The following is a 22,751-nucleotide window of genomic DNA, read 5'->3' on the forward strand; positions in this document are numbered from 1 at the left end:
GGGGTGGCGGCGTGCGGGCCATCGGGAGTCCTCCCGGAAACAAGTGGGCCCCGGATCCTCACGGATCCGGGGCCACTTCTACTGTCTCGACACAGTGTGCGCGAGGGGGGACTTGAACCCCCACGTCCGTTAATAGGACACTAGCACCTCAAGCTAGCGCGTCTGCCATTCCGCCACTCGCGCTCGCACACTGATGACCTGCACCGGTTCGTTCCCGGCTTGGTCGTGCGAGGAATGACACTAGCCGATGCGCGAACCGTGGGACAAATCGGACCCCGCTCACACACGGCGCCTGCCGGTCATCGCTGGTAGACAAGGACGTGACCGGCTGGGGGATACCTCCCCACACCGTCCGACCCAGGAGGATGACGATGACCGACTTCCGCGTGCCGAACCCCTATGACGCCCTTCCGGATCTCCCCGCGCTCGAGGTGACGAGCGAGTCCTTCGCCGAGGGCTCCACCCTGTCGTCCGCGCAGCTCGGCGGGAAGATGGGCGTCGAAGGCGGCGAGGACAAGTCCCCCCAGGTGAGTTGGAGTGCCGGACCGGAGGGGACCCGGACCTATGTGGTGACCGTGTTCGACCCCGACGCGCCGACCGCCTCGGGGTTCTGGCACTGGTCGGTGGCCAACATCCCGGCCGACGTGACCTCGCTACCGGAGGGGGCGTGCACCGGCGACGACACCTCGGGCCTCCCGGAGGGGGCCGTCGTGGTCCGCAACGACGCCGGGTTCAGGGGGTTCGTGGGTGCGGCCCCACCGGAGGGCCACGGTCCGCACCGGTACATCCTCGCCGTTCACGCCGTCGGCGACGAGATCGAACTCGGAGAGGACGCCTCCTGCGCCTTCGTGGGGTTCAACCTCTTCGGGCAGGGCCTGGCCCGCGGGACCACCACGGCGCTCTTCGAGCAGTGAGAGTCAGCTGACCGCGGAACCGACGGCCTCCGCCAGGGAGGCGAACCCGCCCTGCCGGAGCCGTCGGGCGACGAGCTTGTTGGTCCCACGGATGAGACCGGGGCCGGTGAACACGAAGCCGGTGTAGGTCTGGACAAGATGAGCACCGTGGGTGATGCGGTCCCACACGTCCTCCGGGGTCTCGACGCCGCCGACCGAGATGATGACGATCCGATCGCCGGCCCGCTCGTGGATCCGGGCGAGCACCTGGCGGGACCGGTCCGCGACGGGTGCCCCCGAGATCCCGCCCGCGCCCATCGCCGCCACCGTGCTCGCCGGGGTCGTGAGCCCGTCGCGCGAGATGGTGGTGTTGGTGGCCACGATGCCGGCGAGGCCGAGCTCCACGACGAGATCGGTGACCGCGTCGATGTCCGCGTCGTCCAGGTCCGGGGCGATCTTGACCAACACCGGGATCGTCGCCACCTCACGGACCGCCGTGAGGATGGGACGCAGCGATTCGACCGCCTGCAGGTCCCTCAGGCCGGGGGTGTTGGGGGAGCTGACGTTGACCACCATGTAGTCGGCCAGCCCGGTGAGCATGCTGGCCGAGGCCACGTAGTCGCGAACGGCGTCCTCCGCGGGCACCACCTTGGTCTTGCCGATGTTGATCCCCACCGGGTCGCTGCTGCGCCGACGACGCAGGTTGTTGGCCGCGTTGCCCGCGCCGTGGTTGTTGAACCCCATGCGGTTGAGGATGGCCCGGTCCTCCGGCAGCCGGAACAGACGAGGTGACGGGTTGCCGGGCTGGGGTGAGGCGGTGACCGTGCCGACCTCACTGAAACCGAAGCCGATCGCCCCCCACGAGTCGACGGCGGCCGCGTTCTTGTCGAAACCGGCCGCGAGGCCGAGCGGCCCCGGAAAGCGACGTCCCAGGACATCCTGGGCCAGCACCGGATCCCGGACGCCGAGGAACCGGCGCACCATGGAGCCCAGTGGCGGCACCAGGGTCAGCAGCTTGAGAAAGCCGAATACCAGGTGGTGGATCCGCTCCGCCGGAAAGCGGAACAGCACACTCTTCATCAGCGAGTACACGGTCCTCCTCGATGGGACGTGGGTGGTCCTTCGATCAGCTCGACGGCACGGGCAGTGATGGGCGCATCAGGTGGAGGCCGGCACCGTCGGAGGAACCGACGACCACGGTCCCGGAGGCCGTGACCACCAGCGAGTCCGGCTGACGTACCGTCGCGATCTCGGCACGCCGGACCCCTGTGCCGTCGCCGAGATCGTACGCCTGGACGGTATTGGTTCCGGTGGAGGTGACCCAGACGACGTCCCGGGTGTGGTCCCCGGCGACCGCCCAGGGGGCCGCTGCGACCGGGAACTGCTGGTGGAGCCGGATCGGGGAGGTCGAGTAGACGAGGAGCGTGTCACCCACGGTGTCGCTGGCCACGACCGTGCCCTCGCCGTACTCGTCGAGTCGCCCGGCGCCCTTCCCGGCGCGCAGGAGCGGTCCCGCGCCGTCCTCGTCCAGGTCGATGCTGGCGATGACGGTGTCCGGTCGGCTGAACGCCGTGACCGAACCGTCCCGGGCCACACTGATCCGATCGACCGATGTCAGGCCTGCGAGGCGATGTTGTTCCGTCCCGTCGGCGTCCCGGACGACCACGTCGCCGCCGGGGGCGCCCGTGAGCAGGCGACCGTCGGTGGTCACGGCCGCCGCGGTGACCGGTCCGAGCCCCGAGATCTCGCGCGCGTCACCTGCCGCCGTGACCACGACGACGCCGTCGCCGAAGGGGACAAGAACCGTCCCGTCGACCCCGGCAGTGGCGGTTCCCGCATCCGCGGGCAGCTCGACGGTCGTCTCCGGGATCCATCGGGTCCCGTCCACGCGGGCGATCTCCAGAGTCGGCGGGCCGTCGACCTGCGCCACCACCGTGTCACCCACGGCGACCAGCGAGGACACGGAACCCGGGACCGGGACGACCTCACCGCCCTCGGGATCGGAGACCTGGGGCGACGCGGCGGGTCGGGCGTTACCCTGCTCGATCCCGGTGTAGTCCTCCAGTTGGCTGGTGGTCGACGCGCAGCCGGCGAGCCCGACGGCGAGGGAGAGCAGAGCGGCGGTCACAGCGGAGCGGCGGTGGACACGAAGGGGCACGGTGTTCCTTTCGACTTCTCCACAGTGTCCCCCACGCGGGTCCTCAGTCGCCGTCCAGGTCCGGACGACTACCCTCACGGCGGTGCGGTGAGACACCCGCGCCCGTGCCGACGTTCCCCGACAGAAAGCAGCGCCCGTGAACCCGACGGTCCTGGCCGCCCCCGCTGCGGACGGCATGTCCTGGCTCCAGGTGATCGTGCTCTCCGTGATCCAGGGGATCACGGAGTTCCTGCCCGTCTCGTCCTCCGGGCACCTCCGCATCTTCTCCACCTGGTTGTTCGGTGCGGACGCGGGAGCCTCGTTCACGGCGGTCATCCAGCTCGGCACGGAGGCCGCCGTGCTGGTGTTCTTCTTCAAGGACATCGTGCGGATCCTCGTCGCGTGGTTCCGGGGGGTGTTCGACCGCCGGCGCCGCGACGACCCGGACTACCGGCTCGGGTGGTACGTGATCATCGGCTCGGTCCCCATCGCCGTGATCGGCTTCTTCGGCAAGGACCTCATCCGGGACGCCGCCCGGAACCTGTGGATCACGGCGATCGTGCTGATCGCGTTCTCGTTCGTGTTCCTCATCGCGGAGAAGGTCTCCAAGCAGGACCGCCCCGTCGACGGCCAGTCGCTCGAGGGCTTGACGATGAAGGACGCGGTGGTCATGGGACTGGCCCAGTGCCTGGCGCTGATCCCCGGTGTCAGCCGTTCGGGCGGCACCATCTCGGCCGGGCTGTTCCTCAACATGTCCCGCGAGGCCGCCGCACGGTTCTCCTTCCTGTTGGCGATCCCGGCGGTCCTGGCCTCCGGGTTGTTCAGCCTCCCCGACGCGTTCGAGCCGTCCGTGGGGCAGTCCGCCACCGGGATCCAGCTGATCGTGGGATCGGTGATCGCGTTCGTGCTGGGCTACGCCGCCATCGCGTGGCTCCTGCGCTTCGTGCAGAACCACTCGCTGGCCTGGTTCGCCGGGTACCGCATCATCCTCGGCCTGGCCGTCATCGCGCTGCTGTCCACCGGCGCGATCCCCGCGACCTGACCTCACCACCGAAGTGGCGCGGCGTCGGTAACCTGCCGTCATGACCGTCATCCTCCTGCGCCACGGCCGCTCGACCGCCAACACCGCGCTCACCCTGGCCGGCCGCACGTCCGGGGTCGCGCTCGACGAGACGGGCCGGGCGCAGGCACAGGACCTCTGCCGACGTCTCGACGGTCTCCCGGTCGAGGCGGTCGTCCGGTCGCCGCTCATGCGCTGCCGGGAGACGGTCGAGCCGTTGGCCGCCGCGTTCGGGGTGGAACCGGTGGTCGAGGAGGGCCTGGTCGAGGTCGACTACGGCACCTGGACCGGACGGACCCTGACCGAGCTCGCGTCCGAACACATGTGGTCGGTGGTGCAGCAGCACCCCTCCTCGGCCGTCTTCCCCGGGGGTGAGTCCCTCGCCGAGATGGCCACCCGCGCCGTCTCGGCCGTCCGGGAGCACGACCGCCGCCTGGCCGAGGACGCGGGCCGTGACGTGCTGTGGGTGGCGTGTAGCCACGGAGACGTGATCAAGTCGGTGATCGCCGACGCGTACGGGATGCATCTCGACCACTTCCAGCGCATCGTGGTGGAGCCGGGATCGGTGTCGGTGGTCCGCTACACCCCCCACCGGCCGTTCGTCCTCCGGGTCAACGACACCGGTGGAGACCTCGCCAGTCTCCGCGGGGAGCCCGCCGGACACGTGGGCAACGCCACCACCGGAGACGCCAGCTCGGACGCGGTTCCCGGCGGGAACGTACCCTTATGAACCGCACCTCCACCCGGGACCACCCGGCACCACACGGCAGCACACGAGGGAGACGACCGGCATGAGCAGGGAAGTCCACGAGTTCCGCGACCCGGCCCGGTTCGTGGTGGGCACGGTCGGCCAACCCGGCGAGCGCGTGTTCTTCGTCCAGGCCACGGGCGGCGGCCGAACCGTCTCCGTCCGGTGCGAGAAGCAACAGGCCCAGATCCTCTCGGAGCGGATGGGGGATCTCCTCGACGAGATCGCCGCGAAGTCCGATGTCCCCGTCCCCCCGGCCGCCGGCGTCGTGGACGACCTGGCGCCGCTGGAGATGCCCGTCGACGCGGAGTTCCAGGTGGGCACGATGGGCCTGGGGTGGGACGGCGAGAAGAGCCAGATCGTCGTGGAGCTGCTGGCGGCGGACCCCACCGCCACCGACGAGTCGGTGGTCCTCTCGGACGCGGAGGACGCCCCGGACGCGCTCCGCGTGTTCCTGACCCCGCAGCGTGCACGGCAGTTCGTCCTGCGCAGCGAGAAGGTCGTCTCCGCCGGGCGCACTCCGTGCCCGCTGTGCGGCGAGCCGATCGACACCACGGGTCACCTGTGCATCCGCCTCAACGGGTACCTCCCGCGCTCCGGTGATGCGCTCGCCGACCTCGTCGACCCGTGACCGCCCGCCCGCCGGGCCCCGAACTCACCGTTCTGCACCGGATCCCCTCGGGAAGCAACGCGGTGTACCGCTGCGTGGACGCCGAGGGCGGGCACTGGGTGTACAAACCGTCGGCGGGGGAGCGGCCGCTCATGGACTTCCCCGACGGCAGCCTGGCGGCCCGGGAGATCGCGGCGTACGCGGTGTCCGTGGCCCTGGGGTGGGACCTGGTGCCCGAGACGGTGGGAGCACACGGCCCCGGCGGCCCGGGGATGGCGCAACGATGGATCGACGAGCTCGACCGGGGTGAGGCGCCCGGCCACGACCCGGTGGACGTCCACCCGGTGGGCGCCCTTCCCCCCGGCCGGGTGGCGGTGCTCCGGGGTGAGGGATCCCGCGGGGAGGACGTGGTGGTGGCGCACGCCCTGGACGAACGGCTCCGTCGTATCGCGTTGTTCGACCACGTCGTCAACAACGCCGACCGCAAGGGCGGACACGTCCTCGTCGACACCTCCGGCCTGATCTGGGCGATCGATCACGGCCTGTCGTTCCACACCGAGCCGAAGCTGCGCACCGTCCTGTGGGGGTGGGCCGGCCAGCCGCTGCCCCCGGGGGATCTCGAGGGACTGGGCAGGGTGCGCGACGGGCTGTCCGGGGACGCCCTCCTCGCGGAAAGCCTGCGTGACCTGCTCTCACCCGCCGAGGTACGCGCACTGGGCGCTCGGGTCACCGCACTGCTCGACGGCGAGGTGTTCCCCGTACCGGGAGCGGGCTACCCGTTACCCTGGCCGCTCTTCTGAACCCGCCCGGTATCTAGACTCGCCCGCATGCACTCGTGGCCCCCGCCTGCCGTCCCCGCCGTCCCCGGCGACGGTGCCCCCCTGAAGTTGTACGACACGGCGAGCGGACAGGTCCGGGAGGTGTCCGCCGGGCCCGTCGCAGGGATGTACGTCTGCGGCATCACCCCCTACGACACCACCCACCTCGGTCACGCGGCGACCTACCTGACGTTCGATCTGGTGTACCGGCTCCTGCTGGACGCCGGACACGAGGTCCACTACGTCCAGAACACCACGGACGTCGACGACCCGCTGTTCGAAAGGGCGGAGCGCGACGGCGTGGACTGGAGGGAACTCGGGGACCGCGAGACCGATCTGTTCCGCTCCGACATGGAGGCGCTCCGCGTGCTCCCACCCCGCGACTACGTGGCCGCCACCGAGACCATCGACGAGGTCGTGGAGATGGTCGCCGAGCTCGTCGACCGCGGCCACGCCTACCGGATCGATCCCGGGGTCGACGGGTACCCCGATGTCTACTACCGACACCGGGCCACCCCGGCCTTCGGGTACGAGTCGGGGTACGACGCCCAGGAGATGGCCGGCGCGTTCGCCGAGCGCGGCGGGGACCCGGACCGGCCCGGCAAGGAGCACCCGCTGGACGCACTGCTGTGGCGGGTGCAGCGACCGGGGGAGCCGTCCTGGCCCTCGCCCTGGGGGGCGGGCAGACCCGGATGGCACATCGAGTGTTCGGCGATCGCCCGGAACCGCCTGGGTATGGAGTTCGACATCCAGGGTGGGGGCAGCGACCTCGCGTTCCCACACCACGAGTTCTCCGCCGCCCACGCCGAGGCCGCGACCGGCCGCTCCCCGTTCGCGCGCTTCTACGTGCACGCGGCGATGATCGGCCTCGACGGGGTCAAGATGAGCAAGTCGTTGGGCAATCTCGTCCGGGTCAAGACACTCCGCGAACAGGGGGTGGACCCGGCCGTCATCCGACTCGCCCTGGCCGCCGGCCATTACCGGACGGACCGCTCCTGGTCGGAGGACCTGCTCGCGGAGGCCCGCTCCCGGTGCGAGACGTGGTTCCGTGCGATCTCCCGGGGATCGGGCGCCGACTCCGCCGCGACCATCATCGCCGTGCGGGAACGTCTCGCGGACGACCTCGACACCCCCGGCGCCCTGGCCGCGGTCGACAGGTGGGCCGAGGCGACCCTGGCCGGGGACGAGTCCGACCCGTCCGCGGGACCGTCCATCGCGACCGCCCTCGACGCCCTGCTCGGTCTCGCCCCCGCCACCTGACGGCGTTCCGGTGACCGGTCTGACGGTCTGACGGGCGACGGTCTACCCGGCGTCGGGCTCGTCCCGCTCGCCTCGCAGGAAGCGCTCGAACTCGGCGGCGATCGACTCGCCGTCGACCAGCGGCATCGTCTCCCCGTCAGCGGCCCGACCACGGTCGGGTTCGGGGTCGACCCCCGCCCCGACACCGTTCTCGTCGTCCATCCGGTCCTCCAGGGACTGGATGTAGTCGCGGAGGTCCTCGTCCTCGCCGGCGGCGGCGTCGACCTTCGCGACCCACGTGCGGGACTGCACGCGCAGTGCGTCCATCGGGACGGCCACCCCCAGGTTCTCCGCCAACCAGGACAGCACCGCCTCGGTGCCGCGCGGATTGGGCGGTGCGGCAACGTAGTGGGGGACACCCGCCCACAGACTCACCGTCGGGACCCCGGCCTCGGTGAGGAGTTGCTGGAGGACCCCGGTCATCCCGGTGGGCCCCTCGTAATCGGAGGCCCGGACCCCCATCTCGGCCATCCTCTGCCGATTGAACGCCGTCCCGGTGAGCGGAACGGGGCGGGTGTGGGGCACATCGGCGAGATAGGCACCCAACAGCACCACCTCGGTGACTCCCAGGGTGTCGACGAGGTCCACGAACTCGGAGGCGAACCGGCGCCACTTCAGACCCGGCTCGGGCCCCCGGACCAGCAGCACGTCGTGGTCGAACCCGTCCGGTCGGCACGCGGACACGAGGATCTGTGGCCACTCGACCGATCGCGACACCCCGCCGGAATGCCGGACCGTCGGCCGCTGGTCGAGGTAGTCGAAGAACTCGTCGCCACCGATCTCCGCGATCTGCCGCGCCTCCCAGGTCAGGGCGAGATGTTCGACGGTCCCGGTCGCCACGTCCGCGGCGTCGTTCCAGCCCTCGAAGGCCACGATCATCACCGGGCTCTCGAGATCGAGGTGCCCGTCGGGGGTCCATTCGACAGTCATCAGTACAGCCTACGGACGGACACTTCCGGGGCACCCATACACTGGGGCCATGTCTGTCGATTTCGATTCGCCCCTGTTGGACGCCGCCCGCCGGCGAGTACTGATCAGCGACGGGGCGATGGGCACGATGTTGCAGGCGGTGGACCTGGACGTCGACGTCGACTTCCTCGGTCTGGAGGGATGCAACGAGATCCTCAACGCCACCCGCCCGGACGTCGTCGCGGACATCCACCGTGCGTTCTTCGAGGCCGGCGCGGATCTGGTGGAGACCAACACCTTCGGGTGCAACCTGTCCAACCTGGGGGACTACGACATCGTCGACCGCATCGGCGAGCTGGCCGAGAAGGGTGCCGCGATCGCCCGGCAGGTCGCCGACGAGATGGGCCCCTCCGAGGACGGCACCCCGCGGATGGTGCTCGGCTCCCTCGGACCGGGGACCAAGTTGCCCTCGCTCGGGCAGTCCACGTTCGAGGAGATGAGGGACGCCTACGCCCGCGCGGCGGAGGGCCTGGCCCGGGGCGGAGCCGACGCGTTCCTCGTGGAGACCAGCCAGGACCTGCTCCAGGTCAAGGCCGCGGTACTGGGCTGCCAGGACGGCATGGCCGCCGCCGGGCGCCGGCTGCCCATCATCACGCACGTGACCATCGAGACCACCGGGACCATGCTCCTGGGGTCCGACATCGGGGCGGCACTGACCGCGCTCGAACCGCTCGGCATCGACATGATCGGCCTCAACTGCGCCACCGGGCCCGCCGAGATGATCGAGCACCTGCGCTACCTCACCCAGCACGCCGGCGTCCCCGTCTCCGTCATGCCCAACGCGGGACTGCCCGAACTGGGAGAACACGGAGCCGTGTACCCGCTCGGCGCCGAGGCGTTCGGCCCCCAGGTCGCCGACTTCGTCTCCGAGTTCGGGCTGTCGATGGTCGGCGGATGCTGCGGCACCACCCCCGAACACATCACCCGCCTCCGGGACGAGGTGAGGTCCCGGGCGAAGGCCGAGCGGCGGGTCGAGCCGGTCAACGCGGTCGCCTCCCTCTACAGCTCGACGCCGCTGCGGGCCGACGCCGGCATCCTCATGATCGGCGAGCGCACCAACGCCAACGGGTCCAAGCGGTTCCGGGACGCGATGCTCGCCGCCGACTGGGACACCTGCATGGACATCGCCAAGGAGCAGATGCGGGACGGGGCGCAGATGATCGACCTCTGCGTGGATTACGTCGGCCGGGACGGCTCGGGGGACATGGCCGAGTTGGCCGGACGGCTGTCGACCTCCTCGACCCTGCCGATCATGCTCGACTCGACCGAACCCGAGGTCATCCGGACGGGCCTGGAGCACCTCGGCGGACGGTGCACGGTCAACTCGGTCAACTACGAGGACGGGGCCGGACCGGACTCGCGATTCCAGAGGATCATGGAACTGGTCTCGCGCCACGGCGCCGCGGTGGTCGGGCTGGCCATCGACGAGGAGGGCCAGGCGCGCACGGCGGACCGCAAGGTCGAGATCGCGGAGCGGATCATCGCCGACCTCACGGAGAACTGGGGGATCGCCGAGGACGACATCATCATCGACTGCCTGACCTTCCCCATCTCCACCGGCCAGGAGGAGGTGCGACGGGACGGGATCGAGACCATCGAGGCCATTCGCAGGCTCACCCGATCGCACCCGAGAATCCACACCACGTTGGGACTGTCCAACATCTCGTTCGGCCTCAATCCCGCCGCGCGCCAGGTGCTCAACTCCGTGTTCCTGCACGAGTGCATCCAGGTCGGCCTGGACACCGCGATCGCGCACAGCTCCAAGATCCTGCCCATGAGCAAGATCGACGATCGCCAGCGGGAGGTCGCGCTCGACCTCGTCTACGACCGCCGCAAGGAGGGGTACGACCCGCTCCAGGTGTTCATGGAGCTCTTCGACGGTGTGTCCACCGCGAGCACCAAGGACGCGAGAGCGGCCGAGCTCGCCGCGATGCCGCTCATGGACCGCTTGTCGGCGCGGATCGTCGACGGCGAGCGCAAGGGCCTCGAAGCCGATCTCGATGCGGCGATGCAGGAGATCCCCCCGCTCGAGATCATCAACACCCACCTGCTCAGTGGCATGAAGACGGTCGGCGAACTGTTCGGTTCGGGCCAGATGCAGCTGCCGTTCGTCCTGCAGTCTGCCGAGACCATGAAGACCGCTGTCGCCCATCTGGAACCCCACATGGAGGCGAGCGACGAGGACGGCAAGGGCCGCATCGTCCTGGCGACGGTCAAGGGCGACGTCCACGACATCGGCAAGAACCTGGTGGACATCATCCTGTCCAACAACGGGTACGACGTGGTCAACATCGGCATCAAGCAGCCGATCGCGGACATCATCTCGGCGGCCCGGGAGCACAAGGCCGACGTGATCGGCATGTCCGGCCTCCTGGTCAAGTCCACCGTGGTGATGAAGGACAACCTCGCGGAGCTCAACTCCGAGGGCATCGCCGGCGACTTCCCGGTCCTGCTGGGTGGTGCCGCCCTGACGCGCGCCTACGTCGAGGTGGACCTCGCCGGGATGTACGAGGGCGACGTGTTCTACGCCCGCGACGCGTTCGAGGGACTGCGCCTGATGGACGAGGTGATGACGGCCAAGCGGACCGGCGTCCCCATGTCCGAGTCCTCGGACGCGTCGGCCAAGGCCGCCGAACGGCGCGAGCGCCGGGCCCGCAGCGAGCGGATCGCCGCCAAACGGGCCGCCGAGGCCGAGCCCGTCGTCGTCCCGGCGAGGTCGGACGTCGCGGCGGACCAGCCGATCGCCACCCCGCCCTTCTGGGGCACGCGGATCGCCAAGGGCATCCCCGTCGCCGACTACGTCGGTCACCTCGACGAGCGTGCGCTGTTCTTCGGGCAGTGGGGACTTCGCGGGACGCGCAGCGGGGACGGCCCCGATTACGACGAGCTGGTCGCCACCGAGGGTCGGCCGCGCATGCGTTCATGGATCGACCGACTCACCACCGAGAGGATCCTGGCCCACTCCGCTGTGGTCTACGGGTACTTCCCGGCCTACTCCGACGGCGAGGACATCTGTGTGCTGGCCGAGCCTCGTCCGGACGCGGAGGTGCTGCACCGGATCTCCTTCCCCCGCCAACAGCGGGGACGGTTCCTGAGCATCCCGGATTTCCTGGCCTCCAAGGAGCGTTGCGAGGCCGAGGGAACCGTCGACGTCCTGCCCTTCCAGCTCGTCACCATGGGGACCCCGATCGCGGACTTCGCCAACGAGCTGTTCGCGGCGGACAACTACCGCGACTACCTCGAGGTCCACGGCCTGTCGGTCCAGCTCACCGAGGCGCTGGCCGAGTTCTGGCACCGGCGGGTGCGCGACGAACTGCGCCTGCCCGAGGGCGCTGTCTCGGACGAGGACCCCGACACCATTCACGACTACTTCGACCTCAAGTACCGGGGAGCCCGCTACAGCTTCGGTTACGGCGCGTGCCCGGACCTGGAGTCCCGCAAGGTCGTGGTGGACCTGCTGGAGCCGGAGCGAATCGGGGTCGAGCTGTCGGAGGAACTGCAGCTTCACCCCGAGCAGTCGACGGATGCGTTCGTGCTCTACCACCCGGAGGCCAAGTACTTCAACGTCTGACCAGGGCACCGCACTGCTAACACCTTGTGATGCCCGGTCGATGAACAGAGAGAGACCAACTCGGCGACAGTCCACCGAGAGCGCCGGCGAGGAGCCAGATATGACCACCTTCCGTCGATCAGCCGCCCTGACCTGTGTGGCGAGCCTTCTCGCCGGAGGGGCAGCCGTGGCACTCGCGCCTGCGGCCTCGGCCCAGGTGTGGCACCCCTCGCCGGCCTGGGACGTCCGTATGCCGTACCCGCTGGGCGGCGAGCACACCATTCGCTTCGGCGCCTTCACCACCTGCAAGCTGGGCGGAGACGAGCGCTTCCACCAGGCACTGAGCGCGAACGCCAGGGACCTCGACCAGCCCGTCGGCTCGTTCGACTTCTCGGCAACCCTCTTCCCGTTCAACTCCGCCACCGTGGAGTGGCACAACATCGATACCGACGCGAGGGGCGTGCGCACGGTCCAGTCGACCGGACCCGAAGTGGGCGTCGGCGGGGTGTTCACCGGACACGGACGGCTGGCGGTCACCATCACCACCAGTAGGTCCGCCCTACCCACCTTCGCCCCCGGGTCGGTCGCACCGTTCGCCTCCGCAACCCATACCGAACGATTCCTCGTTCCTGCGGGGAACTGCCACTGAACGGCGGTTGACGGAGGAACCAACGGGGCCGGTCACGGTACCCCCGGTGGCCCGTTGTCCGGTAGACAGTAGCCCGTGACCAGCATTTCGTACTCCCGTCTCCCCGCCGCCGTGTGTCTCGACATGGACGGCACGCTCGTCGACACCGAGCGATTGTGGGACATCGCCGTCTACGAGCTCGCCGAGTACCTGGGCCGTCCGCTCGACGAGGCGACCCGCGAGCGGACCCTGGGCAACTCGCTCCCCGGGTTCTTCGCGATCCTGGGCGAGTACACCGGGCGCACCATCGAGGGCGCCGAGTTCGATCGACTGGCCCTCCGGCTCAACTCACGGGTCACCGAGCTGATGCGGTCCGATATGCGGTGGCGGCCGGGGGCCGAGGAGCTGCTGGAGGACCTCGCCTCGACTAACGCCCCGGTCGCCCTGGTGACCAACACGACCGCAGACGTCGCGGCGGTGCCGCTGGAGTTCATCGACCGTTCGCGGTTCGATGTGGTGGTGACGGGGTGCATGGTGGCCGACCCCAAGCCGGAACCCGACCCCTACCTGCTGGCGTGCTCGCGGCTCGGGGTCGAGGCCACCACCGCCGTCGCGGTCGAGGACTCGGTCACCGGCGCCACCTCGGCGGTCGCCGCGGGATGCCGGGTCCTGTACGTCCCGTCGACCGACGGACAACCGGACGTGGTCGGGGCACACACCCACCCGAGCCTCACGGGCGTGAACGCGTCCGGTCTCGTCGCCCTCACCTCGGGCACGCCCGTGGCTGCGGCTGTGGGACAATCGGGCGCGTGAAGACCTTCGACTCCCTGTTCGCCGAGCTGTCCGAGCGCATCGCCGCGCGACCCGAGGGCTCCGGCACCGTCGCCGCCTTCGACAAGGGCGTGCACCATCTGGGCAAGAAGGTCAACGAAGAGGCGGGCGAGGTGTGGATCGCCGCCGAGTACCAGTCGGATGAGGAACTGGCCGAGGAGATCTCGCAGCTCCTCTACTGGACCCAGGTCATGATGCTCAAGCGCGGACTCGGTCTCGAGGACGTCTACCGGCATCTCTGACCGCCACCCCGAGCACCCCTCCCGCACCGAATCCTGGAGCCGCCATCATGCTGCGTGTCGCAGTGCCCAACAAGGGCGCCCTGTCCGAGTCCGCCTCCGAGATGCTGTCCGAGGCGGGGTACCGCCGGCGTACTGAGGGCAGTAAGGACCTCACGCTGATCGACCGTGAGAACGACGTCGAGTTCTTCTTCCTGCGACCCAAGGACATCGCCGTCTACGTGGGCTCGGGGCGACTCGAGCTGGGGATCACCGGCAGGGATCTGAGTATGGACTCGATGGCGGAGGTGGACGAGCTCCTCGACCTCGGCTTCGGACACTCCACCTTCCGCTACGCCGGCCCCTCCGGTGCCGGGTGGACCACGGACCGTCTGGCGGGGGCCCGAATCGCGACGTCGTACCCCAACATCGTCCGCCGCGACCTTGAGCAGCGGGGGATCGAGGCGGAGGTCATCCGGCTGGACGGCGCGGTGGAGATCTCCATCCAGCTCGGGGTGGCGGACTGCATCGCCGACGTGGTGGGTTCGGGTCGGACACTCAAGGTGCACGGTTTGGAGGCCTTCGGGGACGTCCTGTGCGACTCGATGGGCGTCCTGGTCGCGCGCGCCGGCGCCGAGACGACCCCTGCGATGGCACAGATGAGGGCCCGCCTGCAGGGCGTCGTGTTTGCCCAGCAGTACATGATGTTGGACTACGACTGCCCCAAGGAGCTCCTGGAGTCGGTCTCGGCCATCACCCCTGGCATCGAGTCACCCACCGTCTCCCCGATGGCCGACCCGGCTTGGGTGGCGGTGCGGTCGATGGTGCCGCGCAAGAAGGTCAACTCGATCATGGACGAGCTGGTCGCGGCCGGCGCCAAGGCGGTCATCGCCACGGACATCCGGTCCTGCCGCATGGGGTGACGCACTGCGGTCCCGGTGGTGCGGCGGTGCGCGGCACGCCTCGGCGCCCGATCGACTCAGACCCGTTCGACGAGCAGAGCCTGCAGCGTGTGGCCGATGGCTCCCACCTCGTCGTACAGGGTCCCGGACGTGGCCCCGACGCCGTCGGGGCCGATCGAGGCGGACGCGGTGACCCCGATCCACTCGCCGACGGGCCGCCGGTGCAGGTGGGTGACCAGATCGGTGTTGAGGAACCGCCATTCGTCGGGTTCGAGAACGGCCCCGACGCCGTTCGCGATGTCGGCCACCGACATGACCCGTTCCGCCGGAGTCATCTCCTCCCCGGAGACCAGGGGGAGGGTGGGACGGGCCCAGACGACCCCGTCGCCCGCACCGCGGATCTCCAGCGAGTCGATGTAGCCACTGGTCCACCGGTCGAAGAAGCCGCTGTCGCGATCCACCTCCGGGAGCTCGCGCGGACGGTCGGCCGACTGCTCGACCTCGGCGGTGTCGCCGACGGCCATCCGCCAGGCACTCGCCCGGGCGACGATCCGGCCCCCCGCTTCCAGTTCCGACTCCAGCAGCTGGATCCGGCGACCGGGCCGGACGACGCGGGCCCGGGTGCGGACCTCGCCCAGCGGCACCGGGCCCAGCAGGTCCACCGTGACGCGGGCGATCCTCGTCGTCTCCGTCCGCTCGAGGCGATCCATGGCGCGGGTGAGGACGGCCGAGGGCGGAGACCCGTGCTGCAGATCCGGGCCCCAGGCGCTCACCGTGTGCGGGGTCGCCCGGAACACTTCCCAGCCGTCATCCGTGCCCAGCGGCTCGAAGTAGGCCTGCGTCATCATGTGCTCCTCGGTCCGGCGTGTCCCGCATCGGGCGTCCCCGGATCGAGAGGTATCACGCGACGCCCCGGCCATCCCGGGTACTCCGGCGGGGTACCCCCGAACGCCGGGCACAACGCCTGGTGGTTGCACCAGTCGCACAGCCGGGAGGTGCGCGGGGGGAAGATCCCGGTCTCACCCGCCCGCTCTATCTCCGCCCACAGTGAGTCGAGCTCGGTCTCGGTCTCCACGAGCGTGGCGAGATCGGGGGAGAGGGTCAGCCAGCTGCCGTTCCTGAGATAGATCAGCTTGAGTTGTGCCGGCATCACCCCGTGGATCTGCTGGTACATCAGGGCGTAGAACCGCATCTGGAACATCGCCTGAGTCTGGTAACGCGGATGTGGTGGCTTACCCGTCTTGTAGTCGACCACCCTGACCTCACCGGTCGGCGCCACGTCGACCCGGTCCAGGTACCCGTGGAGCGGGGTACCGGACGCGGTCGAGGTGACGAGGTACTGCTCACACGCGGCGGGGGAGAAGCGCCGGGGATCCTCGACACCGTAGAGCGCGGACACCAACGCGGCGACCTCCGTCTGGAACTCCGCCCGGGCGGAGAGCGGCACCACCTCGGCGCCGCCGCCGACCGCGTAGAAGTGCTCCACCGCGGCGGGGACCAGCTCCGCGGCGCGCTCCGGGGCGCGCTCCGACTGCTCCAGTGCGTACAGGTCCTCGAGCACCGAGTGGACGACGGTACCCAGGACCTGGGCGCGGGTCTTCGGTTCCGGGATCCTGTCGATCGCCTTGAGCCGGTAGAGCAGCGGGCACTGCCGGAAGTCCGCCGCCCGCGACGCCGACAACGCCAGGGGCCTGCGCTCCGGCGGGGGCACGCCCTCCGGATCGGCCGGGGAGGCCGGGGTACCACTGCCGCCGATTTCCAGGGGATCCGTCACACCTGGCAGGGTAGACAACCGGTCGGACAACCGGCCGCCGTCCCCTGGAGGTCCACTGTGCAGCGATCCGGCCCGTTCGTCATCGGCGACCGCGTCCAGCTCACCGACACCAAGGGACGCAAGTACACCGTCGTCCTGGTCGAGGGAGCCGAGTTCTTCACCCACCACGGCGCCGTCCGCCACGACGACCTGATCGGTACCCCGGAGGGGTCGATCGTCAGGTCGTCCGGGGATGCCGACTACCTGGCGCTACGTCCGCTGCTCACCGACTACGTCCTGTCGATGCCGCGCGGCGCCCAGGTCATCTACCCCAAGGACGCCGCACAGATCGTCCACGAGGGCGACGTGTTCCCCGGCGCGCGGGTGCTCGAGGCGGGCGCGGGTTCCGGCGCCCTGACCTGTTCGCTGCTGCGTGCGGTGGGCCCCGGGGGCCGGGTGTTGTCGTACGAGATCCGCGAGGACCACGCCGAGCACGCCGAGCGCAACGTCCGGACCTTCTACGGCGAACACCCCGAGAACTGGGACCTGCGGGTCGCCGACCTGGCGGAGACGTCGGTCGAGGCCCTGGGCGGACAGGTCGACCGGGTGGTGCTGGACATGCTCGCGCCCTGGGAGTGCCTGCCCACGGTGAGCGACGTGCTGGTGCCCGGGGGGGTCCTGGTGGTGTACGTGGCCACCACCACCCAGATGTCGGACGTCGTGGAGGCGCTCCGGCGCCAGGAGTGCTGGACCGAACCCCGGGCGTGGGAGTCGATCAACCGCGGGTGGCACGTGGTGGGCCTGGCCGTCCGCCCCGAGCACCGCATCCAGGGCCACACCGCGTTCCTGGTCACCGCCCGTCGACTCGCGGAGGGCGTGACCACGCTCAAGCCCAGGCGCCGGGCCGGCAAGCACTGAGTTCGGCCCGAGGAGTCGCACTCACCCGCCCCTCACGCGGCCACTCACCCCGGCGATAGGGTGGAGGCGACGACGACGAGGGTGTCGTCCGAGAGTCGGAGGGCAGGTGATCGAGGTGACCGAGGGACGTTCCCCGGACGAGCGGGGCGGCGACAGCGTGACGCTGGACCGGGTCGAGCTCGCGCGGCTGCGCAGGGCGGTCGACGAGGGGGCCCGCACGGACCGCGAGAAGTCGGTCAAGATCGACGCCCTCGGCGCCCGCAACGTCAGGCTCGCCGAGCTCCTCAAGGACTCCCGTGATCAGCTGGAGGCCCTCAAGGGCGAGGTCGAGCGCCTCGGCACACCGCCCAGCACCTACGGGATCGTGCTGCAGGAACCGACGGACGCCGAGACCGCCGAGGTCATGGCCGCCGGTCGGCGGATGCGGCTCACTCTCGCGCCCGGGGTCGACGCCTCCGTCCTCTCGGCGGGGGCCACCGTCCGGCTCAACGAGGCCATGACCGTCATCGAGGCCTGCACCGGACTCCCGGTCACGGGCGTGACCGCCGTCTTCCGGGACGTCCTGGCCGACGGCGTGCGGGCCCGCGTGGTGATGGGCAACGACGAGGAGCACGTCGTGCATCTGGCGACCGGCCTGCGCGGCGGGCGGACCGCCGATCACCCGGCTCCGGTGCGCCCGGGCGACGCGGTCCTGGTGGACCCCAAGGCCGGCGTGGCGTTCGAGGTCGTGCCCAAGGCCGAGGTCGACGAGCTCCTGCTCGAGGAGATCCCGATGGTCGAGTACTCCGACATCGGCGGTCTCGGCCCCCAGATCGAGCAGATCCGTGACGCCATCGAACTGCCCTTCATCCATCACGACCTGTACCGCGAGTTCCATCTCTCCCCGCCCAAGGGCGTCCTCCTCTACGGCCCTCCCGGGTGCGGAAAGACCCTGATCGCCAAGGCGGTCGCGCACTCGCTGGCGCTGGCCTCCGCGAAGTCGCGCGGACAGGACGTCACCGACGGCCGGTACCCCAACTCGTACTTCCTCTCCATCAAGGGCCCGGAACTGCTCAACAAGTACGTGGGAGAGACCGAGCGACACATCCGGTCGATCTTCGAGCGGGCGCGGGAGAAGGCGACCGAGGGCAACCCGGTGATCGTCTTCTTCGACGAGATGGACTCGATCTTCCGCACCCGCGGGTCGGGCATCTCCTCGGACATGGAGACCACGATCGTCCCGCAGCTCCTCGCCGAGATCGACGGCGTGGAGGACCTGCGCAACGTCATCGTCATCGGTGCCTCCAACCGGGAGGACATGATCGACCCGGCGATCCTGCGACCGGGGCGTCTCGATCTCAAGATCCGCATCGACCGGCCGGACGCCGACGCCGCGGCCGACATCCTGGCCAAGTACATCACCCCCGACCTTCGTTTCGACCCGGACGAGGTCGGTTCGACCGATGGCGCCGAGCACGTCCGGGGTCTCATCTCGCGCATCGTCGACCGGCTCTACACCAGGGACGAGTCCACGACCTACGTCCATCTGGTCTACGCATCGGGCCGCCGGTCGTCCCTGTACCTCGCGGACCTGACCTCCGGGGCGATGCTGCGCAACATCGTGGACCGGGCCAAGAAGCTCGCGATCAAGGACATCGTGCACGGCACCGGGCAGGGTCTGACGACCGACGACTTCCTCGACGCCGTCGACGCGGAGTTCGCGGAGAACACCGACCTGCCCAACACCTCCAACCCGCAGGAGTGGGCGCGTCTGACGGGCGTCCGCGGTGAACGCGTGGTCGAGGTCACCGTCCCGAGCCGGGAGGACGACCGGTGACCCCGCCCGTCCGGACAACGTCCGGCGAGAGCATGCGTGGCCGGGTGATCGGGACCGAGATCGAGTTCGGGATAGTCGCGGTGGGCCAGCCGCTGCTCAGTTCGGTGGTCACCTCGACCCAGGTGGTCAAGGCCTACACCGACCCGAGTGAGGGTTCCGGGGCGACCGACGGGACCCGCTGGGACTACGGGTCCGAATCACCCCTCCGCGACGCCCGGGGGTTCGATCTCGGCTCCGCCCGCGCCTACGACCCCAGCGAGTTCGGGGTGACCAACCGGGTACTGACCAACGGCGCACGCTTCTACGTCGACCACGCGCACCCCGAGTACTCGTCGCCCGAGGTGGACTCGCCGATCGACGCCGTGATCTGGGACAAGGCGGGGGAACGGATCATGCACCGGGCCGGCCGCGAGTCGTCCGCCGTCGAGGGCAACGCCGAGCTCAAGCTCTACAAGAACAACGTCGACGGCAAGGGCGCGTCCTACGGCGCCCACGAGAACTACCTCGTGCGTCGCGACGTCGACTTCGACGCCCTGACGATGAGCCTGGCGCCGCATCTGCTCTCCCGCCAGGTGTACTGCGGGGCCGGTCGCGTCGGCCTCGGCCAGTCCGGCGAGGAGGCGGGTTTCCAGCTCTCCCAGCGTGCCGACTACATCGAGGTCCTCACCGGACTCGAGACCACACTGCGCCGCGGGATCATCAACACCCGCGACGAGCCGCACGCCCCGGATGAGACATGGCGGCGTCTCCACGTCATCATCGGCGACGCGACGATGTCCGAGCTGGCCACCTACCTCAAGATCGGCACCACCTGCCTCGTGCTCGACGCGATCGAGGCCGGAGTCGACTTCTCCGACCTGGTCCCGGTCGACCCGGTCGAGGCGGTGCACATCATCAGCCACGACCCGACCCTCACCGCCACCGTCGCCCTGCCCGACGGACGGGAGTTCACGGGGATCGCCCTCCAGCGGGAGATCCTCGGCCGCGTCTCCGCGCTCGTCGGGGACGGCACCGGGCGTCCCGGATGGGCCGTCGAGGTCCTGGCCGAGTGGCGGGAGATCCTCGACGCGCTCGAACAGAACCCGATGTCGTGCGCCGACCGGCTCGACTGGCCGGCCAAACTCCGGCTCCTGGAGGGGTTCCGGACACGGGACTCGCTGGAATGGGACCACGCGCGACTCGCCCTCATCGACGTCCAGTACCACGACATCGACCCCGACCGCGGACTCTACAACCGTCTCGTGAGCAAGGGGGCCATGCGCAGACTGGTCACCGAGGCACAGGTGGAGGCCGCGATCACGACCCCTCCCGAGTCCACGCGGGCCTGGGCCAGGGGTCGCTTCCTGGCCGAACTCGGCGACCGCATCCACGCCGCGGGATGGGATCACGTCGTCGTCGTCGATTCCCGCGGCGACCACCGTCACGTCGACCTGGCCGACCCGTACACGGGGACCCGGGCCCACTGCGACGCCCACCCGGACTTCCTCAGCCCCGACGGCCCGCCTGTCCACTGAGCACCCCGTCCACCCCGCCCACACCGACACAGGAGCAGCCCACACCATGTCCCAGATCCAGAAGAGCGCCGGCGGCGCAGGCGAGTCGGACGACGAGGCCGGGCAGGTCGCCAAGACCGCCCAGACCTCGTCCGCCGATTCCCTCCTCGACGAGATCGACGACATCCTCGAGACCAACGCCGAGGAGTTCGTGAAGTCCTACGTCCAGAAGGGCGGGCAGTAGACAGCCATGATCCGTCGCATCGTCGGGATCGAGACGGAGTTCGGGATCACCAGCGTCGGTGGCGAGGGCTCGCGATCGCTCGGGCCCGACGAGATCGCCCGGTACTTCTTCCGGCCCGTCGTCGAGCGGTGGCGCAGCTCGAACGTGTTCCTCGAGAACGGGTCCCGCCTCTACCTGGACGTCGGCTCCCATCCCGAGTACGCGACCGCGGAGTGCGACGGCCTGGAACAGATCGTGGCCCACGACAGGGCGGGGGAGCGGATCATCGACGATCTCGCCGTCCGTGCCGAGCAGTCGCTCGCGACCGAGGGGATCGATGCCAAGGTCTACCTGTTCAAGAACAACACCGATACGGTCGGGAACTCCTACGGGTCCCACGAGAACTACCTTCTGGACCGCTCGACCCAGGTCAGGAGCATGGCCACCACCCTGCTGCCGTTCCTGGTGAGCCGCCAACTGATCTGCGGCGCGGGCAAGATCCTGCCCGGGACCCCGGCCGGGGTGGGCGTCGCGGAGGACGAGGGTCCGACATTCTGCTTCTCCCAGCGCGCCGAACACATGTGGGACGGCGTCTCGTCGGCCACCACGCGTTCGCGGCCGCTCATCAACACCCGTGACGAGCCGCACGCGGACTCGACCCGGTTCAGGCGGATGCACGTGATCGTGGGCGACTCCAACATGATCGAGACCACGACACTGCTCAAGATCGCCAGCACCCGGCTCGTGCTGGAGATGCTCGAGGCCGGCGTCGAACTGCGTCCGATGGCGATCGCCCACCCGGTCCGCGCGATCAGGGAGATCAGCCGCGACCTCACCGGAACCCGGCCGGTCGGGCTCACCGACGGCACCACGATGACCGCCCTGGAGATCCAGCGGGAGTTCCTGGCCGCCGTCCACCGCCACCTCGCTCGCGGCGGGTGGGAGCGCGACGACCGCCCGGTCGTGGAGCGATGCGTGGCCCTGTGGGAACGGGTCCTCGACGCGGTCGAGTCCGGTGACCACGACGCGATCGCCGCGGACATCGACTGGGCCGCGAAGCTCCGGCTGATCCGACAGGTACAGGACCGGACCGGGGCCGACCTCGATCACCCCAGGCTCGCCCAGATCGACCTGACCTACCACGACATCCGACCGGGACGTGGGTTGCACTCGGTGCTCGAGCGCCGCGGCCTGGTCTCACGGGTCGTGGACGACCCCGAGATCGACAGGGCCCGGCACTCCGCGCCGGAGACCACCCGCGCGGCACTGCGAGGTCGATTCATCTCCGCGGCCGCCGGGGCCGGACGCGACTACACGGTGGACTGGGTGCATCTGAAGGTCGCCGACGGCACCCTGCCCACGGTCGCTCTCACCGACCCGTTCGCAGCGGAGGACCCGCGTGTCGACGACCTCATCGCCGCGCTCGGGCGATAGCGTCCTGCCCGTGTCCACCTCCAAGTCGCAACGACTGGTCAACCTCGTCATCTGCCTGCGGTCGACCAGCGCCTACCTGTCCGCGGGCGAGATCCGCAGGATGGTCCAGGGATACGACGACTGCGAGAACGAGGCCGCCTACCTGAGGATGTTCGAACGGGACAAGCGGGAACTCCGCGACGTCGGCGTCCCCCTCGAACAGGGAGCCTCACTCGCACCGGGGTCCCCGGCCGGGTACCGGATCCCCGCCCGGGGTTACGAGCTCCCGGAGATCACCCTCACCCCCGAACAGGCCGGCGTGTTGGCCGTGGCCTCGGAGGTCTGGCGCGAGGGGGAGCGGGCCGCACGGGCGGACGGCGCGCTGGCCAAGCTCACCGCCGCGGGTATCGACCCCGTCCACGACGCCGGCGCGACCGTGTCGGTGGAGGACCCGGCCGAACTCGCCGCCGCC

At 69.9% G+C, this 22,751-nt stretch carries 21 protein-coding genes, 1 tRNA gene and 1 pseudogene; 17 read left to right on the forward strand and 6 right to left on the reverse strand.

Annotation, left to right across the window (positions count from 1 at the left end; translation table 11 throughout):
* Nucleotides 1-97: 97 nt before the first annotated feature.
* Nucleotides 98-183, reverse strand: a tRNA-Leu gene (locus G6022_RS01650).
* Nucleotides 184-371: 188 nt separating this feature from the next.
* Between G6022_RS01650 and G6022_RS01655 the strand changes: the two genes are divergently transcribed.
* Nucleotides 372-914 (forward strand): YbhB/YbcL family Raf kinase inhibitor-like protein, encoded by a 543-nt coding sequence (locus G6022_RS01655; protein ID WP_179525283.1) that lies wholly within the window; start codon nucleotides 372-374, stop codon nucleotides 912-914.
* A gap of 3 nt (nucleotides 915-917) precedes the next feature.
* On the opposite strand, the gene G6022_RS01660 is transcribed toward G6022_RS01655, so the two are convergent.
* Nucleotides 918-1,985 (reverse strand): quinone-dependent dihydroorotate dehydrogenase, encoded by a 1,068-nt coding sequence (locus G6022_RS01660; protein ID WP_182639421.1) that lies wholly within the window; start codon nucleotides 1,983-1,985, stop codon nucleotides 918-920.
* Nucleotides 1,986-2,019: 34 nt separating this feature from the next.
* The gene (locus G6022_RS01665) at nucleotides 2,020-3,051 is read right to left on the reverse strand and encodes a hypothetical protein (RefSeq protein WP_182639420.1); all 1,032 of its coding nucleotides are present in this window, start codon (nucleotides 3,049-3,051) and stop codon (nucleotides 2,020-2,022) included.
* A gap of 175 nt (nucleotides 3,052-3,226) precedes the next feature.
* Between G6022_RS01665 and G6022_RS01670 the strand changes: the two genes are divergently transcribed.
* From G6022_RS01670 to mshC, 5 genes are all read left to right on the forward strand, one after another.
* Nucleotides 3,227-4,072, forward strand: coding sequence for an undecaprenyl-diphosphate phosphatase (locus G6022_RS01670; protein ID WP_241730995.1), 846 nt, complete (start codon nucleotides 3,227-3,229; stop codon nucleotides 4,070-4,072).
* A gap of 40 nt (nucleotides 4,073-4,112) precedes the next feature.
* Nucleotides 4,113-4,820, forward strand: a complete 708-nt coding sequence (locus G6022_RS01675; protein ID WP_182639419.1) for a histidine phosphatase family protein — start codon at nucleotides 4,113-4,115, stop codon at nucleotides 4,818-4,820.
* 61 nt (nucleotides 4,821-4,881) lie between these two features.
* A complete protein-coding gene (locus G6022_RS01680; RefSeq protein ID WP_182639418.1) occupies nucleotides 4,882-5,469 on the forward strand; it encodes a DUF3090 domain-containing protein in 588 nt (195 codons plus the stop codon).
* Nucleotides 5,466-6,248 carry an SCO1664 family protein gene (locus G6022_RS01685; protein ID WP_179525277.1) on the forward strand — a complete coding sequence of 261 codons (783 nt, stop codon included), beginning with the start codon at nucleotides 5,466-5,468 and terminating at the stop codon, nucleotides 6,246-6,248. Before G6022_RS01680 ends, G6022_RS01685 begins: the two co-directional genes overlap by 4 nt.
* 27 nt (nucleotides 6,249-6,275) lie before the next feature.
* Nucleotides 6,276-7,526, forward strand: a complete 1,251-nt coding sequence (gene mshC / locus G6022_RS01690; RefSeq protein ID WP_182639417.1) for a cysteine--1-D-myo-inosityl 2-amino-2-deoxy-alpha-D-glucopyranoside ligase — start codon at nucleotides 6,276-6,278, stop codon at nucleotides 7,524-7,526.
* 42 nt (nucleotides 7,527-7,568) lie between these two features.
* Here the strand turns inward: mshC and G6022_RS01695 are convergent, their stop codons facing one another.
* Complete coding sequence (locus tag G6022_RS01695) at nucleotides 7,569-8,495, reverse strand: PAC2 family protein (RefSeq protein ID WP_179525275.1); 927 nt, start codon at nucleotides 8,493-8,495, stop codon at nucleotides 7,569-7,571.
* Between the two features lie 49 nt (nucleotides 8,496-8,544).
* On the opposite strand from G6022_RS01695, the gene metH reads away from it, so the two are divergent.
* The 5 genes from metH (at nucleotide 8,545) to hisG (ending at nucleotide 14,684) form a co-directional block, all read left to right on the forward strand.
* Nucleotides 8,545-12,105 (forward strand): methionine synthase, encoded by a 3,561-nt coding sequence (metH, locus tag G6022_RS01700; RefSeq protein WP_182690938.1) that lies wholly within the window; start codon nucleotides 8,545-8,547, stop codon nucleotides 12,103-12,105.
* A 100-nt stretch (nucleotides 12,106-12,205) separates the two neighbouring features.
* Nucleotides 12,206-12,733, forward strand: coding sequence for a hypothetical protein (locus G6022_RS01705; protein WP_179525273.1), 528 nt, complete (start codon nucleotides 12,206-12,208; stop codon nucleotides 12,731-12,733).
* A 75-nt stretch (nucleotides 12,734-12,808) separates the two neighbouring features.
* Nucleotides 12,809-13,525, forward strand: a complete 717-nt coding sequence (locus tag G6022_RS01710) for an HAD-IA family hydrolase (protein WP_182639414.1) — start codon at nucleotides 12,809-12,811, stop codon at nucleotides 13,523-13,525.
* A complete protein-coding gene (locus tag G6022_RS01715; RefSeq protein ID WP_179525271.1) occupies nucleotides 13,522-13,785 on the forward strand; it encodes a phosphoribosyl-ATP diphosphatase in 264 nt (87 codons plus the stop codon). Before G6022_RS01710 ends, G6022_RS01715 begins: the two co-directional genes overlap by 4 nt.
* 47 nt (nucleotides 13,786-13,832) lie before the next feature.
* On the forward strand, nucleotides 13,833-14,684 hold the full coding sequence (gene hisG, locus G6022_RS01720) for an ATP phosphoribosyltransferase (RefSeq protein WP_179525270.1): 852 nt from the start codon (nucleotides 13,833-13,835) through the stop codon (nucleotides 14,682-14,684).
* Between the two features lie 56 nt (nucleotides 14,685-14,740).
* On the opposite strand, the gene G6022_RS01725 is transcribed toward hisG, so the two are convergent.
* Entirely contained in the window at nucleotides 14,741-15,508 is a 768-nt protein-coding gene (locus G6022_RS01725) for a thioesterase family protein (protein WP_182640650.1), read from the reverse strand.
* On the reverse strand, nucleotides 15,508-16,437 hold the full coding sequence (locus G6022_RS01730; RefSeq protein ID WP_182639410.1) for a RecB family exonuclease: 930 nt from the start codon (nucleotides 16,435-16,437) through the stop codon (nucleotides 15,508-15,510). Before G6022_RS01730 ends, G6022_RS01725 begins: the two co-directional genes overlap by 1 nt.
* A gap of 57 nt (nucleotides 16,438-16,494) precedes the next feature.
* Here G6022_RS01730 and G6022_RS01735 point away from each other — a divergent pair, with 57 nt between their 5' ends.
* The 6 genes and pseudogenes from G6022_RS01735 to G6022_RS01760 form a co-directional block, all read left to right on the forward strand.
* Entirely contained in the window at nucleotides 16,495-17,334 is an 840-nt protein-coding gene (locus G6022_RS01735) for a tRNA (adenine-N1)-methyltransferase (RefSeq protein ID WP_179525267.1), read from the forward strand.
* 115 nt (nucleotides 17,335-17,449) lie between these two features.
* Nucleotides 17,450-19,150 (forward strand): proteasome ATPase, encoded by a 1,701-nt coding sequence (gene arc, locus G6022_RS01740; RefSeq protein WP_182609556.1) that lies wholly within the window; start codon nucleotides 17,450-17,452, stop codon nucleotides 19,148-19,150.
* Nucleotides 19,151-19,182: 32 nt separating this feature from the next.
* Nucleotides 19,183-20,664, forward strand: a complete 1,482-nt coding sequence (gene dop, locus G6022_RS01745) for a depupylase/deamidase Dop (protein ID WP_182639412.1) — start codon at nucleotides 19,183-19,185, stop codon at nucleotides 20,662-20,664.
* A 46-nt stretch (nucleotides 20,665-20,710) separates the two neighbouring features.
* A complete protein-coding gene (locus tag G6022_RS01750; RefSeq protein ID WP_017836742.1) occupies nucleotides 20,711-20,887 on the forward strand; it encodes a ubiquitin-like protein Pup in 177 nt (58 codons plus the stop codon).
* A gap of 6 nt (nucleotides 20,888-20,893) precedes the next feature.
* Complete coding sequence (gene pafA / locus G6022_RS01755) at nucleotides 20,894-22,300, forward strand: Pup--protein ligase (protein ID WP_179525264.1); 1,407 nt, start codon at nucleotides 20,894-20,896, stop codon at nucleotides 22,298-22,300.
* 10 nt (nucleotides 22,301-22,310) lie between these two features.
* Nucleotides 22,311-22,751, forward strand: a pseudogene (locus G6022_RS01760) (WYL domain-containing protein); the annotation flags it as partial.

This window comes from Dietzia sp. Cai40, assembly GCF_014145165.1.
GTDB lineage: Bacteria > Actinomycetota > Actinomycetes > Mycobacteriales > Mycobacteriaceae > Dietzia > Dietzia natronolimnaea.